This window comes from Bacteroides sp. Marseille-P8574 (assembly GCF_902825465.1).
Classification (GTDB): domain Bacteria; phylum Bacteroidota; class Bacteroidia; order Bacteroidales; family Bacteroidaceae; genus Bacteroides; species Bacteroides uniformis.
Genome location: NZ_CADEBE010000002.1, coordinates 924,854 through 948,437 on the forward strand (window position 1 = coordinate 924,854; position 23,584 = coordinate 948,437).

Sequence of the window (23,584 nt, forward strand, 5' to 3'; positions counted from 1 at the left end):
AGCGTTCATGGGGTAAATCTTACCCCATGTCGAAACCTTCGCATTTTCGGCCGACCAATTTGTACACATCGACACTCTCGCCTACAATCCATACCACATCTCCCTCTACAAAAGGTTCATGCGGGTCGGGAGCATGCAAGGTCTCCCCTCCCCGCTCCACACCGGCAATCAGACAGTGATATTTCTCGCGTATCCCTGCTTCTTTCAAGGTCTTGTTCAGGAAAGGAGACTGCCCGTCCACACAGAATTGGCGTAGAATCATTTCACTCTTCTCTATCACATCCGCATTCATGGCAGACACCTTATCCATCTCCTGACCGAAAATGCTCAATTCCTCATCCGTAGCAATTACTTGTATCTTGTCCTGCGGAAAAAGACGGACAGACGCTCCAGGAATATTAATCCGTTTCTTGCCCCGAAGGATAGAGACCACATGGATACCGTATTTCTTTCCAAAATTCAGCTCTGCCAATGTCCTGCCTGCCCATTCCGATTCGCCGGGAATCTCAAAATCTGTCAGGTGCAAGTCGCGTGACAGCAGACGCCCCGCATACTCCGGTTTCTTCTCTCCCATATACTCGGCACGCATGTCGCGGTACCGCAGATTCTGGAAGAATGTCCTTTCTATCATTATGGACTGCTTCTTCAACTGACGGGAAAGTATCATTAAAGTCACCAGCAACACCGCCACCCCAAATACCAGTCCCACAGACATCTTGAATAAACCGGCTATAACGAACATGACAAACGAAACACCCAACAGCAGGCGCAATACAATGGTAGCCACTAACGGCGCCCGATTTCCACGGTTATCCTTCCATAAAGTCACAAACTCTTCCGAGTGATTCTTTTTAATCATGATAGCACGCAGAAACGGAGCTATACACAGAATGATGATAAAGGCAGCCAACAAAGAGCCCCATACCCCGGGCAGACTGTCGTGCACGAAAGGCACCAGAAAACGGAACGCCAAAGCTATCACCGCCACGCAAATGATGGAATATACAACCGTAATCCTGACCAGTGCAAATATCAGTTTCTTCCACAGACTTTCATGGTTCATGGTCTGCGAACCTGAAGCATAGCGGGTCAAGAACTTTCTCCATTTTTCCGGCAAATGCGTATCCACAAGATTGGAAGCGGGCTCTGCCAAACGAATCATATAAGGAGTAAGGAAAGTAGTGATGACAGACACCGCCACCACAATAGGATACAAAAAATGGCTGGTGACATGCAGCGACACGCCCAGCGAAGCTATAATAAAAGCAAACTCACCGATTTGCGTCAGACTGAAACCGCACTGCATGGCCGTCTTCAGCGGTTGCCCCGCCAGCAGCATCCCCAGCGTCCCGAAGAGGGATTGTCCGAAAATGACCGCCAAAGTAATCACGACAATAGGTCCCGCATACTCCACAATCATAGCCGGGTCTACCATCATGCCGACCGATACGAAAAAGATGGCGCCAAACAAGTCCTTGACCGGCTTCACCAGGCGCTCTATGCTCTCCGCCTCTACCGTTTCGGCGAGAATGGAGCCCATAATAAATGCACCGAAAGCAGCCGAAAATCCCGTATGCGCAGCCATCACCACCATACCGAAACAGAGTCCAAGAGAGACTATCAGCAAAGTTTCCTCGCTCATCAACTTCCGGCACCGCTTCAGCAATCCGGGGATGAGGTAAATACCCACCACGAACCAAAGTATCAGGAAGAACAGCAGTTTGGCAATACTCTCCAGCATCTCCGTACCCTCAAAGTTATGGCTGACTGCCATCGTGGAGAGCATCACCATCAATACGATGGCAAGAATATCCTCCAGAATAAGCACACTGAGCACCAGACCCGTGAACTGCTTCTTGCGCATCCCCAAATCATCAAACGCCTTATAGATAATGGTGGTGGACGACATGGCAATCATACCGCCCAGAAATATGCAGTCCATCCGTTTCCAGCCGAAACCGGTACCTACCGCCACACCCAACAATATCATACAAAAGATGATGGTACACGCAGCAATAATCGCTGCCCCTCCCACCTTCACAATCTTCTTGAAGCTGAATTCCAATCCCAGTGCAAACAACAGGAAGATAACACCTATATCCGCCCAGGTCTGTATATTAGCCGTATCCATCACCGACGGTGTATAAGCCATGTGAGGGCTGGCAAGGAATCCTGCAACTACATATCCTAATACCAATGGTTGCTTCAACTTCTTAAAAAGCAGGGTCATAATCCCCGCACAAATCAATATCAGAGCTAAATCAGCTATAAGGGGAGCCAAGTGTGACATAATTCTTCGTCTGTATACCTTTTTGTTGACAAAGATAGTGAAAAGTTTAATAAGATGGAGGAACAATTCATCCTCTATTTCCTTTTTACAACACTCCTTTCGAGCTTGGCAGCCCAAAGTGATAAATATCCCTCTTCACCGCCATCTTCAGCGCACGTGCCAGCGCCTTGAAGATGCCCTCTATCTTATGATGTTCGTTCTGTCCTTCGGCTTTTACATTGAGATTCATCCGGGCAGCATCGCTCAAGGATTTAAAGAAGTGCAGGAACATTTCCGTAGGCATGTCTCCTACCTTCTCGCGCTTGAACTCGGTATCCCATACAAGCCACGGACGTCCGCCAAAATCGAGACACACCTGGCAAAGACAATCGTCCATAGGAAGAGCATAGCCGTAGCGTTCAATGCCTCGTTTGCTTCCTAAGGCTTGATAAAGGCAGTCGCCCAGGGCAAGGGCAGTATCTTCGATGGTGTGATGCTCGTCCACTTCAAGGTCACCTTTCACATGGATGGTAAGGTCCATACCACCGTGCTTACCTATCTGTTCCAACATGTGGTCGAAGAAGCCCAGTCCGGTCACGATGTCACAATACCCGTCGCCATCCAGATTCAAAGATACATATATATCTGTCTCCTTGGTAGTGCGACGTACTTCCGCTGTACGCTCACCGGCAAAGAGGAATTCGGCCACCTTATCCCAATCCTTGGTGGCGAGAGCGCAGTAATCTTTAAGTCCGTCACAAGCGGCACTGCCACCTTCGGAGATGGGTTTCAATAAAGCCATATCATCTTGCAGAAGAATGGCGCGGCATCCCAAATTCTTTGCCAACTCCACATCCGTAGGCCGGTCACCGATGACGAAACTGTGGGACAAATCGTAGTCCGGGTTATCAAGGTATTTGGTAAGCATCCCGGTACGCGGCTTACGGGTTGGTGCATTGTCATCGGGCATGCTGCGGTCTATGCAGATGTCGTCGAAGGTGATGCCTTCGCCTTCCAATGTCTTCATCATCAGGTTGTGTGCCGGCCAAAAGGTCTCTTCTGGAAAGGAAGTTGTGCCGAGCCCGTCTTGATTGGTCACCATCACAAAATCAAAATCCAGCTTGCTGCGGATGAAGCCAAGATTACGCATCACTTTCGGATAGAACTCCAGCTTCTCCAGGGAGTCCAACTGATAATCAATCGGCGGCTCAATGACTAAAGTTCCGTCACGGTCTATAAAAAGTACTTTCTTCTTCATAAATGCTAAATGCTCAAATCGTAAGAACTTTCAACGCTTCAATCAATTTTTCATTCTCCCCTCTCGTTCCTACCGTCACCCGCAGGCAATTTCCGCAGAGTGACACGGAGTTACGGTTGCGGACAATGATACCCTTACCTACCAGATAATTGTAAATCTTCGCAGCATCCGTCACACGGGCCAGGAAGAAATTGGCATGAGAGGGGAACATCTTCACCGTACATGGCAGTGCGGCGAACTCGGCTTCCAGGTTCTCCCGCTCTTCTTTCAGGGTCTTCACCCAACGTTCTATTTCATAATAGCGGTGAAGCATTTCCACTGCCTGCTTCTGTGTCAACTGGTTCACGTTATAGGGATATTTTATTTTATTGAGGATGCCGATAATCTCCGGTGAGGCAAATGCCATACCTAGACGGATAGCAGCACATCCCCATGCTTTGGAAAAGGTTTGCAGCACAATGAGATTCGGATATTGATTCAAATTTTCAAGGAAGGAAGGTGCCTCGGAGAAGTCATTGTATGCCTCGTCCAGTATCACCAACCCATCAAACTGGCGAATCAGCGTTTCAATCTCGCTACGGAGCAGGTCATTGCCGGTAGGATTGTTGGGAGAGCAGATAAAAATCAGTTTGGTATGCTCATCCGCAGCAGCCAGAAGCTTGTCGGCAGAGAACTGGAAATCCTCATCGAGCAGCACCTTGCGGTACTCCACATCATTAACGTCAGCACAGACTTGATACATGCCGTAGGTAGGGTCGATGGCCACTACATTGTCCACACGGGGTTCACAAAAAGCACGGAACACCAAATCGATAGCTTCATCACTGCCATTCCCTAAGAAGATGGAATCGGGACTCACCTTTTTAATTTTAGACAATTCAGTCTTTAACTCCCACTGCATGGGGTCGGGATAACGGTTGTGCGGCATGTTATAAGGATTCTCGTTTGCATCGAGAAAAACGGATGCCGCAGCACCATTATATTCATCTCGTGCTGAAGAATAAGGCTTCAGACGCCAGATATTCGGACGGGTAAGTTCTTGTAATGTTTTCACCATGTTATTTACGATTTGACAATTTACGATTTTACGATTAAAATTACTTTAAGCCATCAACTCTCAATTTTCAACTTTCAATTTTCATTTTCCAACTGCCCCAGTCTCACGCTCACGGCATTCTTATGCGCATCCAGCTGTTCATTGGCAGCCATCAGCTCGATGGCAGGGCCAATGATATTCAATCCTTCCGGCTTTATCTCCTGGAAAGTTATCTTGCGGATAAAGCTGTCGAGGCTGACACCGCTGTATGCTTTGGCATAGCCGTTTGTCGGCAAGGTATGGTTTGTGCCCGAAGCATAATCTCCCGCACTCTCCGGAGTAAGAGAACCCAAGAATACAGAACCGACATTCACGATACGTTCTGCCACAGAAAGATAATCCTCGGTTTCTATGATAAGATGTTCGGGAGCATACGCGTTGGTCAGTTCGATGGCTTCTTCCATGCTGTCCACTACAATCAGTTTGCTATTGGCAAGAGACTTTTCGGCAATCTCTTTACGTGGCAGTAAAGCCAGTTGGCGTTCCACTTCCACCTTTACAGCTTGTTGCAATTCGACAGAGGTCGTAATTAATATAACCTGGCTGTCCACTCCGTGTTCTGCCTGGCTCAATAAGTCGGCGGCGACAAAAACCGGATTAGCTGTTTCGTCAGCCAAAACTTCTACTTCCGAAGGTCCTGCCGGCATATCTATCGCCACATCACGCAAGCTCACAAGCTGTTTGGCAGCCGTGACATACTGATTTCCCGGACCGAATATCTTGTAAACTTTAGGCACACTTTCCGTTCCGTATGCCATAGCGGCAATGGCTTGTATGCCGCCAGCTTTGAAAATCCGGTTGACACCTGCCACTTTTGCGGCAAACAGCACAGCGGGATGTACCTTTCCGTCACGTCCCGGAGGGGTGCAGAGAACAATTTCCTTGCATCCGGCAATCCTGGCGGGAACGGCCAGCATCAGTACCGTAGAAAACAGCGGAGCCGTTCCTCCGGGGATATACAATCCCACCTTTTCTATAGCAACCGCTTTCTGCCAGCAGGTCACCCCCGGCCGGGTCTGCACTTTCTTGCCCTCAAAGCGTTGTGCCGCGTGGAAAGTCTCAATGTTCTGCTTTGCCAGTCGAATAGCTGCTTTCAAGTCTTCACTCACCAGGTTTTCCGCTTCCTGCTGTTCCTCTTCCGACACAGCCAGCGAAGTCAGCACCACTTTATCAAATTTTTTTTCATAATCCAGTACAGCACAGTCTCCCTCCGCTTTCACACGGTCAATAACGCTCCGCACCGTATCAAACAGATTCTCCGTATTCATCACCGGACGTTTCAGAATCTCTTGCCACTGGAATTTATCGGGATTACTAATCAATATCATAATGACATGTTTTTAAAGATTTATGCATAAGCCATGATATTCTTCCTTCCTCTCCTCCCTATCGGGAAAGGGTCGGGAGAGAGGCTTTAAATTATCATTTTCTCAATCGGCAGCACCAGAATGCCTTCCGCCCCCAATGCTTTCAGCTTTCCGATTATCTCCCAGAAACATTTCTCGTCGAGTACGGTATGTACCGAGCACCAGCCTTCTTGCGCCAAAGGCATCACCGTGGGGCTCTTCATGCCCGGAAGTACAGAGACAATCTCATCCAGTTTCTCTTTCGGGGCATTCATCAGCACATATTTCTTATCTTCGGCTGTCTTCACGGCATCCATACGAAACAACAGCTCCCTCAATATCTCTTGCTTTTCCTCGCTCATGTTCTTGTTGCCAATCAGTAGCGCTTCCGACTTCATCACAACCTCCACTTCCTTCAAACGGTTGCTCACCAGCGTAGAACCGGAACTTACAATATCGAAAATAGCATCTGCCAGACCGATGCCCGGCGCCACTTCTACTGACCCCGTAATGACGTGTATCTCCGCATTCACCCCATTCTCTTTCAAAAAGCCGGAAAGGATGCCCGGATAAGATGTCGCAATCTTCTTTCCATGAAACCACTTCACCCCCGGATACTCAATATCCTTCGGCATGGCAAGAGACAGACGGCACTTGCTGAATCCCAGACGCTTGATTATCTCCGCATCCTCATTCTTCTCAACAAATTCATTCTCACCCACAATGCCTATATCAGCCACTCCAGTAGCCACAGACTGCGGAATGTCGTCATCCCTCAAAAACAACACTTCAAGAGGAAAGTTTGACGACTGCACCAACAACGAACGCTTCATGGCACTCAACTTAATATCCGATTCTCCCAAAAATGACATGGTCTCGTCATAAAGACGACCTTTAGCTTGTACTGCAATTCTTAACATAAGGCTATTTACTATTTTACGATTTACTATTTTGAATGAGATGGCAGAAAACAAAACGAGGCTTACCAATATTCGGCAAGCCTCGTCATTTATGTCATTTGTTGTACATATACACTCATACGCCCACCGAGTTATTCGTCAGGATAATGATGGTGATGATGTGCAACGATATTCTTCATATTTTTTTGGTTTTAATGCGACAAAAGTAAACTAAAAGTTTGAAACTTCAAAAGATTTATCACAAAAAGTTTATTTTTTCTTTCAAATTCATCTTACTTCACCACAGATTACACAGATTTGCACAGATTATTTTTATTTCAATCTGTGCAAATCTGTGTAATCTGTGGTAAAACAATCAAATCAACGGCAATATTTCCTCCTGCTCCACTTCGCAGCTATGGAAATGCATTTCCGTTTCCGCTTTCTCTTTCGGGAAGGTGAAGTAAGTGCAGGTAGCTTCCGTACAAAGTTCTCCCATGCTATTGTACAGACGTGCTTCTATGATGGCGATATTCCGCTTTTGCTCCCGAAGTGAAGCCCGCAGCACCACATGCGTGTCGTTGGTCGATATGGATTTGCGGAACCGAGTCTCCATTTTCGATGTCACCCCGCCAGTCTGCAGCTTGCGGAACACTACCCAACCGCAGATTTCATCCAGCAATACGGACTGGATGCCTCCATGCAACGTATTCAGCCATCCCTGATACTCCGGACGCGGCTTCCAGATACTCACCACCTCGTCACCGTCCTCATAAAACTCCATTCTCACACCTGCTTCATTGTCGGGAGAGCAACCGAAACAGTTGTACCCCTCCATATCTTTCCACGGATTGATAATCTTCTTCATATCGTATTCTTCTTTTTTATCTGGCTCTGATTCATATATTCTCTCAATAAAACGTTCAATATTAGTCATTCCGATTGAAAACTACAAATTATTAATGCCTTTTTCATCGAAAAATTAGTGGGATGCTGTTCTAAACCGGTTATTTTATTTAGCTTTGTATAAATGAGAGAGAACAACAAGATGCAAAAAGGGGTCTTTTTCTGCTTATGGATACTATTTACATTCTCATTGTTTGCGCAAAACAAGGAGAACGGTTCCGTCACATGCGACAGCATCGTACATAAAAATACCTTCGTAAAAGCATTGAAGAAATTCCTCGACTTCAGTGACTTCGACACTACCTATATCAGTCCCAACCGATACAATTACGCCCTGATGCTCGACCATTTCACCAATTACGAGTATTACTCCGTGGGCAATGACGGTCAGCGGCTCCGTTTTTCGCCCAACCCGCACAACAAGATAGGCGCTTACTTCGGATGGCGTTGGATATTCCTGGGATGGGCTGTCGATACGGACTGGCTCTACGGAAAGAAAAGCAAGAAAAAGCGCGGTACGGAGTTTGATCTCAGTCTTTACAGTTCCAAACTGGGAGTCGACATTTTCTATCGCAGCACCGGAAACGACTATAAGATACACAAGGTATCCGGCTTTTCCGACGAGATTCCCTCCAATTATTCCGAAGACTTCAACGGATTGAAAGTAAAAATGAAGGGGTTGAATCTATATTACATTTTCAACAACCGACGTTTCTCCTATCCGGCTGCCTTCAGCCAGTCCACCAACCAGCGCCGCAATGCAGGTTCTTTTATTGCCGGATTCTCCATATCCACCCACAATCTGAACTTCGACTATACCAAGCTGCCCAAAATAATTCAGAGAGCCATGAATCCGGGTATGAAGGTGAAACATATCAAATACACGAATATCAGCCTCAACGCCGGCTATGCCTACAATTGGGTGTTTGCCCGCAACTGCCTCGCATGCCTATCGTTCAATCCGGCTGTCGCCTACAAGACATCGCGCATAGAGAAGACGGAAGAACGGGAAGCGGACGACTGGTACAAGAACTTCAATATTGATTTCATTCTGCGTGCAGGCGTGGTATACAACAACAGCAAATACTTCGTGGGCACCTCATTCGTAGGACGGACATACGACTACTACAAAAACAGTTTCTCCCTGAACAACGGGTTCGGCACCCTCCAAATATATGCCGGATTCAACTTTTATCTGAAAAAAGAGCACTGGAAGAATAAAAAGTAAAAAAAGGCTTTCAGCTCTCATTTCCTCTCAAAAACTATAAACACACTCCACCCCTACTATATCTTTCCGCTTATCCTTCTCCCACTGTCTGCAATAAAAGATGTCCGCCTCCCAGCGCTCGGACAAGGGCAACGTAATGCCCCCGCGATAACGCATCCGCTTTACTCCAAAGTGCTTTGTCCTATTCAAACCATTATACATCTCGGCCGAAGCATACGGCTCCACCTTGCACTTCGGAATGTCATATGCCACCTTCGCACGTGAGCGCAAACGCAACTCGTCCGTATGTCCATCGAACGTATGCTGAAAGCGCTCACGCAAGGACAGTTTCACCCTTTGCACACGGGCAGACAGAGTGCCTTCCAAACGGTAGCGGTGCCGGAACTTCCAGCCATCTGCCCCCCGATTGCGGTAATGCGTCTCATACCCAGCTCCAAGCTTCAGGAAAGGCAACAGCTTATAGCTTCCCCCCACCTTCAGCCCCCACCGGTCTGTCTTTCCCAAATCATCCTTTGTACGCCACTCCAGCCCACCGGAAACAGTAAATGCCGGCTTCAACTTATATTCGAAACCGGCATTCGCCCAAGTGGCAAAATCCTTCTCCTGCGCCCGCAGGGAAAAAGACGAAACAACCCATAGAACTATCAGCAAAACAAGTACTTTCGTGCATGAAGATATATTACTTACCATACGCTTATTCTGTTAAAGTGTCAAAGGTAAGGATAAATTCTGTAACAATTCTGTAATACTACAAATCTTGTCTGCACATTTCCGATTTTTCAATGATACTTAAAAAACAGAAACCAAGATACAAAAAACAACTCAAAGTTGCCATATATGTATGGCATCATATATATTTGTAGCATGAAAAAACACCCTTATAAGCGTTTCACAGATTATTTATTTGGGGGGATTCATTTATGTGAAATCTCTTTCAAATACTCCTCCACCTTTCCGAAGAAGGAGGTCAGATGAGAACCGTCGACAAAAGCATGGTTCACATAGATGGAAAGAGGAAATACCAGACGACCTTCACGGGATACAGCCTTGCCGGCAGTCATCAACGGATAACTGCAACCGTTGCCTGCTTCGGCAAGTGTATAGGTTATCGAGGTGAAATACATTTTGGGAACTGCACTCAGATGGACCACATCGTAATCGCCTTGCCCGGCAAGAATCTTTTCGGCTCCATAAGGGTCACCGTCCTCGGGTATGTTTGTTATCAAGGCGTAAGCTTCGGCATAGAAACGCTCAAAGTCTTCGTGGTAGGGAATGCGCACGGTATAGAATGTCTTTCCGGGAACAGCTATCGGAGAAATGATGTCCACCCGGTCGTGAAAAACAACCCGGCCTTCCTTGTCGGTACGGTAACGGAGTTCATCGACTTCATTAGCCGAACGCACCACAGCATACAGATAATAAAGGAAAAAGGAGCGCTTTGCAGCCCGGGCTGCAGCACTGGCTTCCGTGCAGTCAATCTCTGTAGTGACGGAATACCAGGAATTTACAAAACTGCGGAAAAAGCCGTAGTTATCCCGGCGTTCCCAAGCATCAATGTCTATAATGTGTTTCATACAAAAAAGGGGATTTAGTGAAAAAAGGATGCCTTTTTACAAGCATCCTTTTTCCGATTCTATTTATTTCTCTTTCTTATAATTCTCCAGTCCGGTCTGCAGAAATTCGATATACTTAGGTATATCTTCGTCGTAGGAGTAAGACTTGTTGAGCGGCTTACCTTCGTTGTCAATCAACACATAGAAGGGCTGCGCATTGGCACCGAACTTGACACGCTGCAGATAACTCCACTTGTCGCCTACGGTACGCAGCGTACGTTCCGTGCCGTTCTCCACAATCTTCACGGGAGAAGGAAGCGGCGTCTTGTTGTCGACGTAGAGCGTGATAAGTACATAGTCGTTGTTGATAATGTCGCTCACCTTAGAGTTTGTCCATACGGCAAGCTCCATCTTACGGCAGTTCACGCAACCGTAACCGGTGAAGTCAAGCATCACGGGCTTGCCATACTGACGGGCATACTCCATACCGAGGTCATAATCATCGAACTTGGCATGCACTTCATTATTGTAAAGATTGAAATCTTGCGTCTGCATGGGCGGCGCAAAGGCACTGACAGCTTTCAACGGAGCTCCCCACAAACCGGGAACCATATACACCGCAAATGCGAGTGAAGCCAACGCCATAAAGAAACGGGGCACACTAACCTTTGAATCGTCATCATCGTGCGGGAACTTGATTTTGCCCAGCAAGTAGAAACCAAGCAGTGCAAAAAGTACAATCCACAAAGCAAGGAACGTTTCACGGTCGAGGATGCGCCAACCGTAAGCTAAATCGGCTACCGAAAGGAACTTCAGGGCAAAAGCCAGCTCCAGGAAGCCAAGCGTCACCTTGATGATATTCATCCATCCACCGGATTTGGGCATGGACTTCAACCAGGACGGGAATAAGGCAAACAGCGTGAAAGGCAATGCCAATGCAATGGCAAAGCCCAGCATGCCAATAGCGGGAGCCACCACACTACCCGTCGTGGAAACCTGAACCAGCAGGAATCCGATAATAGGTCCCGTGCAGGAGAAAGATACCAGCGACAAGGTAAACGCCATCAAGAAGATACTGAGCAAACCACTTGTCGCCTCGGCTTTACTGTCTACAGCCGTACTCCATTTGGAGGGCAACGTTATTTCGAACGCTCCGAAGAAGGAAGCCGCAAACACAACCAGCATCAAGCAGAAAAGAATATTGAATACTGCATTCGTAGAGAGTGCGTTCAGTGCGCTGGCTCCGAAAATCAGCGTAATGGCCAGCCCGAGCGTCACATAAATCACTACGATGGAAGCACCATACGTCCATGCATCACGGATGCCTTTCTTCTTATCCTTGCTACGCTTCAGGAAGAAGCTGACAGTCATCGGGATGATGGGCCATACACAAGGGGTGAAGAGCGCTAACAGTCCGCCGGCAAATCCGGTAATAAAGATATAAATCCAAGACATATCTTCCTGCGAAGTGGTTTCGCCCAAAGATTGCAGTTCATTGATAACCGGTTTCCAGAAGTTCACCTTGTCCGTCACATTGATTTCCGTCGGTCCGTCCGCACCACCGACAACAGCCACAGAAACCATGTCGGTGGCAGCCTCCTGCTTTGCGGGCTGTTCTTCAACTTTCGTTTCAACCGTAGCTGCAGCAGCTTCTTTGGCAGCCCCTTCTGCCTTACCGGAGAATTGGAAAGGCACTTGTGTGGGCGGCAGACAATTTTCATCGTTGCAAGCGCCATACTCCAGATATCCTTCCAGCTGATAGGCACCACCCGTCAATTTCAGCTTCTGCACAAATTGGGCCATATTTTCAAAATAGCGTACCTTCATTTCGAACAACTTATCGAAAGTAGAGATTTCCTTGCCTACAGGCTTCAGTTTGCCAGCCACTTCCGCTCCGGAGATTTTCTCCACATTGAAAGTCGCCGAGATAGGACCGCCATCGCCCAAGTCGGTGGAATAGACATGCCAGCCCTTGTCAATAGCAGCCGTAAAAACGACCTCCGCTTCATCGGCAGCCAAAGTCTTCAGCTCGGACTTGAACTTGACTGGGTCTTGTATCTGTGCCTGCACTGCCACAGCGAAAAGCAACAGAAATAAAGGGAACAACAATTTCTTCATGTTCTCTGATTTAATTTTTAATTTTTAATTTTCAGTTATCTCGTAGTCCACGCAGGCACGGCTCTCTTTCACAGCAGCGATAAGCTTGCCGGCAGCCACGTGGTCGGGATGGGTGGCATAGTATTTCACGTCATCCAACGTATCGAACTCACTGTAAAGAGCGATACTCCAAGCCTCGCCTGGATTGATATTCAGCCCGACTTCAATCTTGCGGATAACGGATATTTTAGCCGGAAGCGCTTCGATAGCTGCCTTGAAACTGTTCATTGCAGCCAACTTTTCGTCAGCCGGTGCCTCATCTTTTAACTTAAATAATACAATGTGCTTTACCATAACTTTGCCATTTAAATGATTTATCACTATATTTGTCAGCCTAAGCGGCTGTTTTAACAACTGCAAAAATACTGGTTTTGTTTCAAATATACACTTAAACGGATGTTAATAATAGGAATTGCAGGTGGAACCGGCTCAGGAAAGACCACCGTCGTACGTAAAATTATCGAAAGCCTACCGGCTGGTGAAGTGGTATTATTGCCACAAGACTCTTACTACAAGGACAGTAGCCATGTGCCCGTGGAAGAACGGCAGAACATCAACTTCGACCACCCCGACGCTTTTGAGTGGAGCCTTCTTTCCAGACATGTCGCCATGCTGCGCGAAGGAAAAAGCATAGAACAGCCCACCTACTCATACCTGACGTGTACACGCCAGCCCGAAACCATCCATATCGCCCCCCGGGAAGTCATCATCATAGAAGGTATCCTTGCCTTGTGCGACAAGAAACTGCGAAGCATGATGGACCTCAAGATATTTGTAGACGCTGACCCCGACGAACGCCTAATTCGTGTAATCCAGCGTGATGTAGTGGAACGCGGACGCACGGCAGAAGCCGTTATGGAACGCTATACACGTATACTAAAACCCATGCACCAGCAATTCATAGAGCCCTGCAAACGATATGCAGACCTCATTGTACCGGAAGGCGGAAACAACCAGGTAGCCATCGATATATTGACCATGTATATCAAGAAGCACTTGGGAAGTTAATTTGTAATGGAGAATTGATAATGGAGGATTAAGAACACACTAAATCTATGAGATATGAACAGTTTATTTTCTCTCGCCAAACATAAATCATCCATTATCAATTCTCCCGTCTCAATTATCTTACTGTTGTTGTGCTGTATCGCAGGGTGCCGTGGAGGACATCCTGCCGAAAAAGAAGAAGCGGATGACCTGCAACAGATAAAGGACAGCGGAGAACTGGTTGTATTGACTCTCTACAGCTCCACTTCCTACTTCATCTACCGTGGCCAGGATATGGGATTCCAATATGAGCTAAGCGAGCAGTTTGCCAAGAGCCTGGGGGTAAAGCTGAGAATAGAGGTAGCCCGGAATGTGCACGAACTCATAGAGAAGTTATTAGCAGGCAAGGGAGACCTCATTGCCTACAACCTGCCTATCACTAAAGAATGGAAAGACAGTCTGCTTTATTGCGGTGAAGAGGTCATCACGCACCAAGTCATCGTGCAACGTAATAACGGACGTACCAAACCACTGAAAGACGTGACGGAACTCATCGGGAAAGATGTATATGTAAAGCCGGGAAAATATTATGAACGGCTGGTCAATCTGGACGAAGAGCTCGGAGGAGGTATCCACATCCATAAAGTGACCAACGACAGTATCAGTGCAGAAGACCTCATCACCCAAGTGGCACAAGGGAAAATCCCCTATACCGTAGCAGACAATGATGTGGCACAGCTTAATACGACCTATTACCCCAACCTGAATATCAGACTCTCCATCAGCTTTGACCAGCGTGCATCGTGGGCAGTCCGGAAAGACTGTCCGCAACTGGCAGCCGCCGCTAACAAATGGCATGAAGAGAATATGACTTCACCTGCCTATACGGCAAGTATGAAACGATATTTTGAAATCGGCAAGGCCATTCCCCACTCTCCTATCCTCTCCCTGCGCGAAGGAAAAATTTCCCATTACGATGATTTGTTCAAGAAATATGCTCCCAAGATAGACTGGGACTGGCGCCTGCTGGCGTCTCTGGCATATACTGAGTCCAACTTCGACTCCACTGCCGTATCCTGGGCCGGTGCCAGGGGGCTGATGCAACTGATGCCTGCCACAGCCAGGGCTATGGGGCTACCCGAAGGAAAGGAACAGAACCCTGAAGAGAGTATAAAGGCTGCCGTGAAATACATAGGCGCCACAGCCAAAAGTTTTTCCAAGATACCCCAGGAAGAACGCATCAACTTTGTGCTGGCATCTTATAATTCTGGTATCGGGCATGTGCTGGATGCCATGGCACTGGCCGAAAAATACGGCAAAAACAAATATGTCTGGCGTGATAATGTAGAAAACTTCATCCTGCTAAAAAGCAATGAGGAATACTTCACCGACCCCGTCTGCAAAAACGGCTATTTCCGTGGCATCGAAACTTATAACTTCGTAAGGGATATTACGTCACGTTTCGAGCAATACAAGAAGAAGATAAAGAATAAGGATTAGGGATTAACGAATTGCGCATAATATTAGGAATATATGCCGCAGGAATGTTAATCCCTAATCCTTATTTTCCTTCCTTCTTAAAACAGATTCAGTTTGTTCTTTCTCGCTTCTTCCAGGGAAACGGTTGTTACTTGTTTCTCCCGGTTCTTCTCGCACAACTGCCGATACTTCTCATGCAGTTCTTCTTCCAGTTCCTCCTTTGTCTCAGGATTCATCAGTTTGGCTGCTACTGTAGCATTCTGTGAGGCGTCCTTCAGATGGATTACGGGAGCATGATAGACCGGAGCAATCTTTAGAGCAGTGTGAAGCGGTGAAGTCGTGGCACCACCTATCAGCAGAGGAATGTCCAGGCCTGCCTTTTCCAACTCAATGGCTACATGCACCATTTCATCCAGCGAAGGGGTTATCAAGCCACTCAATCCTATCATGTCTACCTTTTCCTCTATGGCATGCTGTACAATGGTTTCGGCAGGCACCATGACGCCAAGGTCCACTATATCGTACCCGTTGCAGGCCATTACTACCGAGACTATATTTTTTCCAATGTCGTGCACATCACCTTTTACCGTAGCCAACAACACCTTTCCGGCAGCAGTTGCACCTTCTTCTTTCTCCGACTCGATTATGGGCTGGAGGATGGCAACCGCTTTCTTCATGGTGCGTGCCGTCTTCACTACTTGCGGCAGGAACATTTTGCCTGCCCCAAACAAATCGCCTACATGATTCATGCCCGCCATCAACGGACCTTCAATGATAGAAACAGCTTTGGGATACAGCTTCAACGCTTCGGCAAGGTCTGCTTCCAGATAATCGCCGATACCCTTTGTCAAGGCGTACTTCAACCGCTCTTCCACAGAAGTCTCCTCTCTCCAGGCAAGTTGGGAATGGGCGGCAGCCTGCCGCTCTCCTCCGGAAGTTTTTGCCGCCTCTGCTTCCGCTTTCAAGCGTTCGGCAGTTTCAATCAGGCGCTCGGCAGCATCGGGACGACGGTTCAAGACCACATCCTCTATGCGCTCCAATATATCAGCGGGAATATCGGTGTAAAGAACGGAGGTAGCCGGATTGACGATACCCATATCCATGCCCTCGCGGATGGCATAGTAAAGGAATACGGCATGCATCGCCTCGCGAATGTAATTATTGCCGCGGAAAGAGAAGGAAAGGTTACTCACTCCTCCACTGACATGCGCACCGGGCAGATTCTTGCGTATCCATCCGGTGGCACGGATAAAGTCTACAGCATAATTGTTGTGCTCGTCCATACCGGTTGCCACGGCAAGTACATTCGGGTCGAAAATTATATCATGGGGATTGAAACCTGTCTTGTCCACCAAAAGACGGTATGCCCGTTCGCAGACCTCAATCTTACGTTCGTACGTGTCTGCCTGCCCTTTTTCATCAAAAGCCATCACCACGGCTGCCGCACCATATTGCTTGATGGTACGCGCATGCTCCAGGAATTTATCTTCCCCCTCCTTCAAGGAGATGGAGTTGACGATGGACTTGCCTTGCAGGCATTTCAATCCGGCCACAATCACTTCCCACTTAGAGGAGTCTATCATGACGGGAACACGGGCAATCTCAGGTTCCGAAGCTATCAGATGGAGGAAAGTCGTCATCTCCGCTTGAGCATCCAGCAGTCCGTCGTCCATATTTATATCAATGACTTGCGCACCGTCTTCCACCTGCTGGCGAGCAATGCTGAGCGCCTCGTCATATTTCTTTTCATTAATCAGACGCAAGAATTTGCGCGAACCCGCCACATTGCAGCGTTCACCCACATTCACAAAGTTATTTTCCGGCTTCACTTCCAGAAGTTCAAGCCCGGAAAGCCAAAGATTTTCCGGTCTGGGAACTGGCTGATGGGGCGTTGCACCGGCAATCAGCGAGGAGTACTCGGCAATGTAGGCATCTGTCGTTCCGCAACAACCACCGATAATATTCACCAATCCCTCATGGATATACTCTTTTACTTCATGTGCCATATCGGCAGGAGTCTGGTCGTATGTGCCCAAGCTGTTGGGCAGTCCGGCGTTGGGATAAGCGCTGATATAATAAGGTGCACGGGCAGCAAGCTGCTCCAGGAAAGGTTTCAGCTGGCGGGCACCAAAGGAGCAGTTCAGCCCAACGGAAAAAATATCGACATGCTGCACGGAGGCGAGAAAAGCATCCAAAGTTTGTCCCGACAGAGTACGCCCTCCAATATCAGAAACAGTCACAGAGAGCATCAAGGGTACATGAACTCCTACAGTTTCCATCGCCTGCCCGGCGGCAAAAATAGCAGCCTTGGCATTCAGCGTATCAAAAATGGTTTCTATCAGCAAAGCATCCACACCACCTTCGAGCAACGCTTCCATCTGCTCACGGTAGGCATCGGCCAGTTCATCGTAGCTCAAGGCACGAAAGGCCGGATTGTTCACATCGGGACTCATGGAGCAGGTCTTGTTCGTCGGTCCTACGGAGCCTGCCACAAAACGGGGTTTGTCGGGAGTAAGAGAAGTAAACTCATCCGCCACTTCGCGTGCCAGACGCACTGCGGCAAGATTCATCTCACGCACATAGTCCTGCACATGATAATCGGCCATACTGATGCGGGTGGAACTGAATGTATTTGTTTCGATGATATCCGCACCTGCCGCCAGATACTTGCGGTGAATATCTTGTATCACATCAGGGCGTGTCAGACAAAGCAGGTCATTGTTACCTTTCATCTGTCCGGGAATCTGCGAGAAGCGTTCACCCCGAAAATCTTCCTCTGTCAAGTTGTATTGCTGTATCATAGTGCCCATTGCACCATCCAAAATAAGGATGCGCTCACGCACCAAACTACCAAGTTTACTCATATTATCTTTTAAACATACGCGCCATATCGCGTTTGTCATCTTTTTCCTTCAGTGATTCGCGCTTATCATATTGCTTCTTACCTTTGGCAAGTGCCACCACAAGTTTGGCCAGCCCTTTTTCATTGATAAACAAACGCACGGGAACAATGGTGAAACCCGGATCTTTCGTACCGCGCATCAGTTTTTCAAGTTCCTTCTTATTCAACAAAAGCTTGCGCTCCCTGCGTGCATTGTGATTGTTGTACGAACCATAGAAGTATTCGGCCACATGCATGTTCTTCACCCACAATTCGCCGTTGGCAAAGTAACAGAACGTATCGACCAAGCTTGCTTTCCCCAACCGGATGGACTTGATTTCTGTGCCCGTAAGCACAATGCCAGCCGTATAGGTGTCCGTCAGTTCGTAGTCGAACGTAGCACGCTTATTCTTTATATTTACAGGAGCTTGTTTCATAACATTTATCAGTTTAGCACTACCGTCAGCTTATTGAATATCCATTCAATGACCACCGGACAAGCTATTAACAAAATAGAAGACAGAATGGTGAAACGCAAACGGTATTTTTCTTCTATCTGCATCACCTTTTTGCTTCCTTCCCACACTACATATACAATATAGAATTGGAGCAACAGAGCCATAATGCCGAAATTCGGCAATATGCCGATAACAATCTTCAGCATGAATACCACAACCAGTGCATAACCTGCAAACTGTTGCGCCAAAGGGACATCACTGTCCAGCATAAACATGCGGACACGCAGCCCATTGATGAGATAGGCTGCCAAAAAATATCCTCCGAACAAGGATACAGCCACCGCACAGCATTGTGTCATGGCATATTGAAAGCTTTGCGGCCCATCCCATCCCATCTTCATCAAAGAACCGATGAAAACGGACAACCCGCATAAACCAATCATAGGATAGACAAAAGCAGCAAACACTTTTCGCCTATCCTCTAAACTAATTTCCTCCCAGGCACGAGCCGGAGAGGAAATCAGTAGTATTGCTATATGAAATAAATCTTTGTAATTCAATATCTTATTTTTCAGTTTCTCCCTTTGTAACAGTATACACTTCTTCCTTAGTTTGAGAATCGTCCAACTTCAGTGAATATGAATTTACTTTCGTAACAATTTCAATAGTAGTCGGATTTTCAGAAGTGGATGTCTGACGTTTGTAACGTTCAAAAACCTTTCTTAAATCATATACTTTATAGAACAATCCCAACCCATAATAACCGCCAGTATTTGCAGTCAATGTGTAAGATGTGCTATTAGTGGATGTCGAATCACCATTAGAATTATGGCCCAAATATAATCTTAAAGTTGTTCCATTATCCTCATTCGGGTAATACACTAACGTCAAAAAATGCCTTTTATTAGTAATATAATAATTTATCGGAAGTAGAAGCGTATGATCGTCATAGAAAAACTTAGGAGCATATTTTATACCACCAGCATCATATCCTAACGAAATGATAGCAGCATTATTGGATTTACTGATGGAATCATTTGCAGCGACTCCCTTTTGTTCAACTATTTCCACTGTATTATCTAATGATTCAATAGAGTACAATTCAACCCCCTTAACATCTTTCTCATCAGCAGGTATATCTACTTGAGTAGGATCCCAACGATAATATATCTGTGCTACCTTATCGCTCATATCAGACATTTTAAAGCCATTGGCCTCTAAAGCCGAAATTGAGGCAGATGTTGGAGTTATAGTTACACCGTTCTCACCTTTAAAAGAATAAACACCCATATAGTTCTGAACTTTAACCATACCCCCTCCATAATTGTAAGGGTCACTATCCGAATTCAAACACGAAGTAAACGAAATGCCCATCAACAATGTCAAGGCAACCACCAAGAATTTTAATTGTTTCATCTTTTTTTCTATAAATATTAGAGTTTGCAAATTTAGATAAAAGAATTGAGTAATATAGTACTCTCCTCGTTTTTTCATTGTTTTTAAGATTAAATGAAAGATTAATCTAAATACTGCATATCACAGTAACATTTAACATTTACATCAGCTAATCCACACCTACACAATCTTGGCAAACAGCTCCAAATGTTCATCCACATAGCCAGCAACCAAAGCTGTATATTCCTCCTCTTTTTCCAAAAATTCATCTTCCAGCTCATCGAAAGCCTCATATTGCTCGTACATTGCCATAAACTCCTCGTCTGTACGTTCACGTTCCAAGTCATCACGATGGCTATCGTATACTTTCTTGGCAGCATAAACCAACTTACTCAAATCGCCCACTCTCCACAAACGCATCACTTTGGCAAACGGATTGTCGAAAATATAACCGCCATAACCATTTTGAATCAGTTGGCAGAAGCCTCCCTCCATCACTTCATCACGGAATATCTGATAGGCCAACAATGAATGCTGTTCACCGGTAAGCAAAGGCATCGTCTCGGCAGTCATTTCTCCGCCTATTTCTTTTTTATAAGCATCGGTGAATACGCCGATAAACGCATCCATCCCTTCGCCGGCAGCCTGGCGCAATGCCACATCTGTAACTTCTATCATAGTCTGAATCTTATTTGTTTCTCATTGATTGAATCGGGTGGCAAAGGTAAGAAATGAATTGCGAAAAAAGGAATCATAAGGACCAATTCTGTTCTGCTGCAAGCAGATTCAGCATATCTAAGAGGAAAACGTCCAAAAACTAGCCGCATACTCCCTGAAAACTAAGTACGGAATCGGCACCTATTATTCTTACCACAGCTGTTGTAAGAAAACGACACAGCTGTTGTAAGAAAGGAACACAAGTGTAGTAAGAATAATAAGTAGGGAGTTTGAGGACAGTTGCAGGCACTTTCCCAACAAATTAATCCTAAGTTCCGGCATAACATTTCAGCCGCAGGATGACAGCGGATAACGCAAACTCATTTTTCAAAATCTGCTTTCGGGCGTACAAAGCAAAAGTCTGAAAAACATCCGCCGAACTACAATTTCACATTATTATAGAAAAAAGTCAAATTGAACAGTTGGCAGAAACGGGGAAAACAACTAACTTTGCACCCGACTAATAAAAGTAGACTACGTTTTTTTTAAATTATATCACTTAAAAAAGAGCTAATTATGACTTATTCACACGAAGTGGAACACATGTGTGTTGTGAAGAAAGGTCCTAACCACGGACCGGCTCCTATTCCCGAAGAAGGTAAATGGGTAAAAGCTAAAGAAATTGTTGACATCTCTGGTCTGACACACGGCATCGGCTGGTGTGCTCCTCAGCAAGGTGCATGTAAATTAACCCTCAATGTAAAGGAAGGCGTTATCCAGGAAGCTTTGGTTGAGACTATCGGTTGCTCCGGTATGACTCACTCTGCTGCTATGGCATCAGAAATCCTCCCGGGAAAGACTATCCTCGAAGCATTGAACACTGACCTCGTTTGTGACGCTATCAACACAGCTATGCGCGAACTCTTCCTGCAAATCGTTTATGGTCGTACCCAATCTGCTTTCTCGGAAGGCGGTTTGATGATTGGAGCTGGCTTGGAAGACTTGGGCAAAGGTCTGCGCAGCCAGGTAGGCACATTGTACGGAACGTTGGCTAAGGGTTCTCGTTACCTGGAAATGGCAGAAGGTTACATCAAGACTATCGCTTTGGACAAGAACGACGAAATCTGCGGTTACGAATTTGTTCATCTGGGCAAGTTTATGGATGAAATCAAGAAAGGTACAGACGCCAATGAAGCATTGAAGAAAGTTACCGGTACATACGGCCGCTTCACTGAAGAGCAAGGTGCAGTTAAACACATTGACCCACGTCACGAATAATATAAGGAGGAAAGACATATGATTAGAGAAGTAAAATTTGAAAGCCAAGACCGTCGTATCAAGCAGATTCTTGCCGCATTGAACGCAAACGGTATCAAAGACATCGAAGAAGCCAATGCTATCTGCGAAGCTCATGGTCTCGATCCTTATAAGACTTGTGAAGAAACTCAGCCCATCTGTTTCGAAAATGCAAAATGGGCATACGTTGTAGGTTGCGCCATCGCCATTAAGAAGGGCTGCAAGAACGCTGCTGAAGCTGCTGAAGCTATCGGTATCGGTCTGCAGGCATTTTGTATTCCGGGTTCTGTAGCTGACGACCGCAAGGTTGGTATCGGTCATGGTAACTTGGCAGCCATGTTGCTGCGTGAAGAAACCAAGTGTTTCGCTTTCTTGGCAGGTCACGAGTCATTCGCTGCTGCCGAAGGTGCTATCAAGATTGCCGCTAAAGCCGACAAGGTACGTAAAGAACCTCTGCGTTGCATCCTGAACGGTCTCGGCAAGGACGCTGCACAGATTATCTCTCGTATCAACGGCTTTACATACGTTCAGACTCAATTCGATTACTATACAGGTGAACTGAAAGTAGTTCGTGAAATCGCATACAGCGACGGTCCCCGTGCCAAAGTAAAATGCTATGGTGCAGACGATGTTCGCGAAGGTGTGGCTATCATGTGGAAAGAGGGTGTGGATGTATCCATCACTGGTAACTCTACGAATCCGACCCGCTTCCAACACCCGGTTGCAGGTACTTATAAGAAAGAACGCGTATTGGCTGGTAAGCCGTACTTCTCAGTAGCATCTGGTGGTGGTACTGGTCGTACTCTGCACCCGGACAACATGGCTGCCGGACCGGCTTCTTACGGTATGACGGACACTATGGGTCGTATGCACTCAGACGCTCAATTCGCTGGTTCTTCATCAGTTCCTGCTCACGTGGAAATGATGGGATTCCTGGGTATCGGTAACAACCCGATGGTAGGATGTACAGTGGCTTGTGCCGTAGACGTTGCTACTGCTTTGAGCAAGTAATCATCTGATATACAGATTATATATGAAGAGCTTTCCTTAGGGAAGGCTCTTCTTGTTTTAACAGACTTCCACGCTATCCTTGCTCTACTCACCTATACCTATCATTCTTTAGTAGCATCACCTTATCAATTGTGACGGTGTCCTATATTATACTCTATAAATTCTCTATAAATTGCCACATTATTGCTAATTTTGTGACGTACTTGTGACGGAGTATCTATACCGTCACAACAAAGCAAGACATTCATAAGTCACTATGTATCAACTAATATCAAAATCATATTAAACACCTCCTATCTTATATTATTAATGGCATGTAATGAAATTACTTCAATCATACAACTTTATTTACTTTACACCTCTACCTTCAAATTCAAGAACATTTAGTTTACATTAGTTTCCCCTCTGTAATATGGTTAACTTCGTATCAGATTAATTCAATTATCAATTATCAAACTGCTTGTTGTTCTTGAGGTTTCCAAATACGGCTTCCACATCCTGCAGTCGCTGATTGCGATATTTAAGGCCTTCCGGCGACATGAACTTTTCACGTTCTATTTCCTTGATTTTTCTCAGACGGTGATTCACCTGTACTATCCTTTCCGAGCGGCTTCTGTGACACCGGCATCTTAACGGGCAGCCCTTACAGTTAGATACCCTGTATCTTGGTCTGCACAAAACCGTTGCCTGTTATCCACCTTGCATCGG

21 protein-coding genes are annotated in these 23,584 nt (G+C 46.4%); 5 read left to right on the forward strand and 16 right to left on the reverse strand.

Going from position 1 to position 23,584, the window contains the following annotated elements; all coding sequences use genetic code 11:
* Positions 1-19: 19 nt before the first annotated feature.
* The 6 genes from HUX74_RS16540 to HUX74_RS16565 form a co-directional block, all read right to left on the reverse strand.
* Positions 20-2,290 carry a cation:proton antiporter gene (locus HUX74_RS16540; protein WP_174647038.1) on the reverse strand — a complete coding sequence of 757 codons (2,271 nt, stop codon included), beginning with the start codon at positions 2,288-2,290 and terminating at the stop codon, positions 20-22.
* Positions 2,291-2,375: 85 nt separating this feature from the next.
* Positions 2,376-3,527: a bifunctional histidinol-phosphatase/imidazoleglycerol-phosphate dehydratase HisB gene (gene hisB / locus HUX74_RS16545; protein WP_138345611.1), complete on the reverse strand. Its 1,152-nt coding sequence runs from the start codon at positions 3,525-3,527 to the stop codon at positions 2,376-2,378.
* Between the two features lie 13 nt (positions 3,528-3,540).
* Positions 3,541-4,584, reverse strand: coding sequence for a histidinol-phosphate transaminase (hisC, locus tag HUX74_RS16550; protein ID WP_174647039.1), 1,044 nt, complete (start codon positions 4,582-4,584; stop codon positions 3,541-3,543).
* A gap of 74 nt (positions 4,585-4,658) precedes the next feature.
* Positions 4,659-5,951 (reverse strand): histidinol dehydrogenase, encoded by a 1,293-nt coding sequence (gene hisD, locus HUX74_RS16555; RefSeq protein ID WP_174647040.1) that lies wholly within the window; start codon positions 5,949-5,951, stop codon positions 4,659-4,661.
* Between the two features lie 86 nt (positions 5,952-6,037).
* Complete coding sequence (hisG, locus tag HUX74_RS16560; RefSeq protein WP_044467625.1) at positions 6,038-6,889, reverse strand: ATP phosphoribosyltransferase; 852 nt, start codon at positions 6,887-6,889, stop codon at positions 6,038-6,040.
* A gap of 355 nt (positions 6,890-7,244) precedes the next feature.
* Positions 7,245-7,736, reverse strand: a complete 492-nt coding sequence (locus tag HUX74_RS16565; protein WP_016272848.1) for a PaaI family thioesterase — start codon at positions 7,734-7,736, stop codon at positions 7,245-7,247.
* Positions 7,737-7,898: 162 nt separating this feature from the next.
* Between HUX74_RS16565 and HUX74_RS16570 the strand changes: the two genes are divergently transcribed.
* Positions 7,899-9,002: a DUF4421 domain-containing protein gene (locus HUX74_RS16570; protein WP_371808730.1), complete on the forward strand. Its 1,104-nt coding sequence runs from the start codon at positions 7,899-7,901 to the stop codon at positions 9,000-9,002.
* A gap of 27 nt (positions 9,003-9,029) precedes the next feature.
* On the opposite strand, the gene HUX74_RS16575 is transcribed toward HUX74_RS16570, so the two are convergent.
* From HUX74_RS16575 to HUX74_RS16590, 4 genes are all read right to left on the reverse strand, one after another.
* Complete coding sequence (locus HUX74_RS16575) at positions 9,030-9,692, reverse strand: DUF2490 domain-containing protein (protein WP_174647041.1); 663 nt, start codon at positions 9,690-9,692, stop codon at positions 9,030-9,032.
* A gap of 224 nt (positions 9,693-9,916) precedes the next feature.
* Positions 9,917-10,576, reverse strand: a complete 660-nt coding sequence (locus HUX74_RS16580; protein WP_117601618.1) for a CatA-like O-acetyltransferase — start codon at positions 10,574-10,576, stop codon at positions 9,917-9,919.
* Between the two features lie 63 nt (positions 10,577-10,639).
* Positions 10,640-12,673, reverse strand: a complete 2,034-nt coding sequence (locus HUX74_RS16585) for a cytochrome c biogenesis protein CcdA (RefSeq protein ID WP_174647042.1) — start codon at positions 12,671-12,673, stop codon at positions 10,640-10,642.
* A gap of 24 nt (positions 12,674-12,697) precedes the next feature.
* Entirely contained in the window at positions 12,698-13,006 is a 309-nt protein-coding gene (locus HUX74_RS16590) for a Dabb family protein (protein ID WP_117601620.1), read from the reverse strand.
* 102 nt (positions 13,007-13,108) lie between these two features.
* On the opposite strand from HUX74_RS16590, the gene udk reads away from it, so the two are divergent.
* On the forward strand, positions 13,109-13,720 hold the full coding sequence (gene udk, locus HUX74_RS16595) for a uridine kinase (protein WP_022401974.1): 612 nt from the start codon (positions 13,109-13,111) through the stop codon (positions 13,718-13,720).
* Positions 13,721-13,774: 54 nt separating this feature from the next.
* On the forward strand, positions 13,775-15,199 hold the full coding sequence (locus tag HUX74_RS16600) for a transglycosylase SLT domain-containing protein (protein ID WP_174647043.1): 1,425 nt from the start codon (positions 13,775-13,777) through the stop codon (positions 15,197-15,199).
* Positions 15,200-15,276: 77 nt separating this feature from the next.
* Here HUX74_RS16600 and metH read toward each other — a convergent pair whose 3' ends face one another.
* From metH to HUX74_RS16625, 5 genes are all read right to left on the reverse strand, one after another.
* Positions 15,277-18,042 (reverse strand): methionine synthase, encoded by a 2,766-nt coding sequence (metH, locus tag HUX74_RS16605; protein WP_174647044.1) that lies wholly within the window; start codon positions 18,040-18,042, stop codon positions 15,277-15,279.
* Between the two features lies 1 nt (position 18,043).
* Positions 18,044-18,496: an SsrA-binding protein gene (gene smpB / locus HUX74_RS16610; RefSeq protein ID WP_005831836.1), complete on the reverse strand. Its 453-nt coding sequence runs from the start codon at positions 18,494-18,496 to the stop codon at positions 18,044-18,046.
* An 8-nt stretch (positions 18,497-18,504) separates the two neighbouring features.
* Positions 18,505-19,077, reverse strand: coding sequence for a Yip1 family protein (locus HUX74_RS16615; RefSeq protein WP_117601624.1), 573 nt, complete (start codon positions 19,075-19,077; stop codon positions 18,505-18,507).
* A 4-nt stretch (positions 19,078-19,081) separates the two neighbouring features.
* On the reverse strand, positions 19,082-20,011 hold the full coding sequence (locus tag HUX74_RS16620) for a hypothetical protein (RefSeq protein WP_117601625.1): 930 nt from the start codon (positions 20,009-20,011) through the stop codon (positions 19,082-19,084).
* 81 nt (positions 20,012-20,092) lie between these two features.
* A complete protein-coding gene (locus HUX74_RS16625; protein WP_117964215.1) occupies positions 20,093-20,590 on the reverse strand; it encodes a DMP19 family protein in 498 nt (165 codons plus the stop codon).
* 555 nt (positions 20,591-21,145) lie between these two features.
* Between HUX74_RS16625 and HUX74_RS16630 the strand changes: the two genes are divergently transcribed.
* Positions 21,146-21,847, forward strand: a complete 702-nt coding sequence (locus tag HUX74_RS16630; protein ID WP_005831848.1) for an iron-sulfur cluster assembly scaffold protein — start codon at positions 21,146-21,148, stop codon at positions 21,845-21,847.
* An 18-nt stretch (positions 21,848-21,865) separates the two neighbouring features.
* A complete protein-coding gene (locus HUX74_RS16635; protein WP_057089564.1) occupies positions 21,866-22,876 on the forward strand; it encodes a GGGtGRT protein in 1,011 nt (336 codons plus the stop codon).
* Positions 22,877-23,320: 444 nt separating this feature from the next.
* Here HUX74_RS16635 and HUX74_RS20820 read toward each other — a convergent pair whose 3' ends face one another.
* A complete protein-coding gene (locus HUX74_RS20820) occupies positions 23,321-23,554 on the reverse strand; it encodes a transposase (protein WP_254592878.1) in 234 nt (77 codons plus the stop codon).
* Positions 23,555-23,584: the final 30 nt, after the last annotated feature.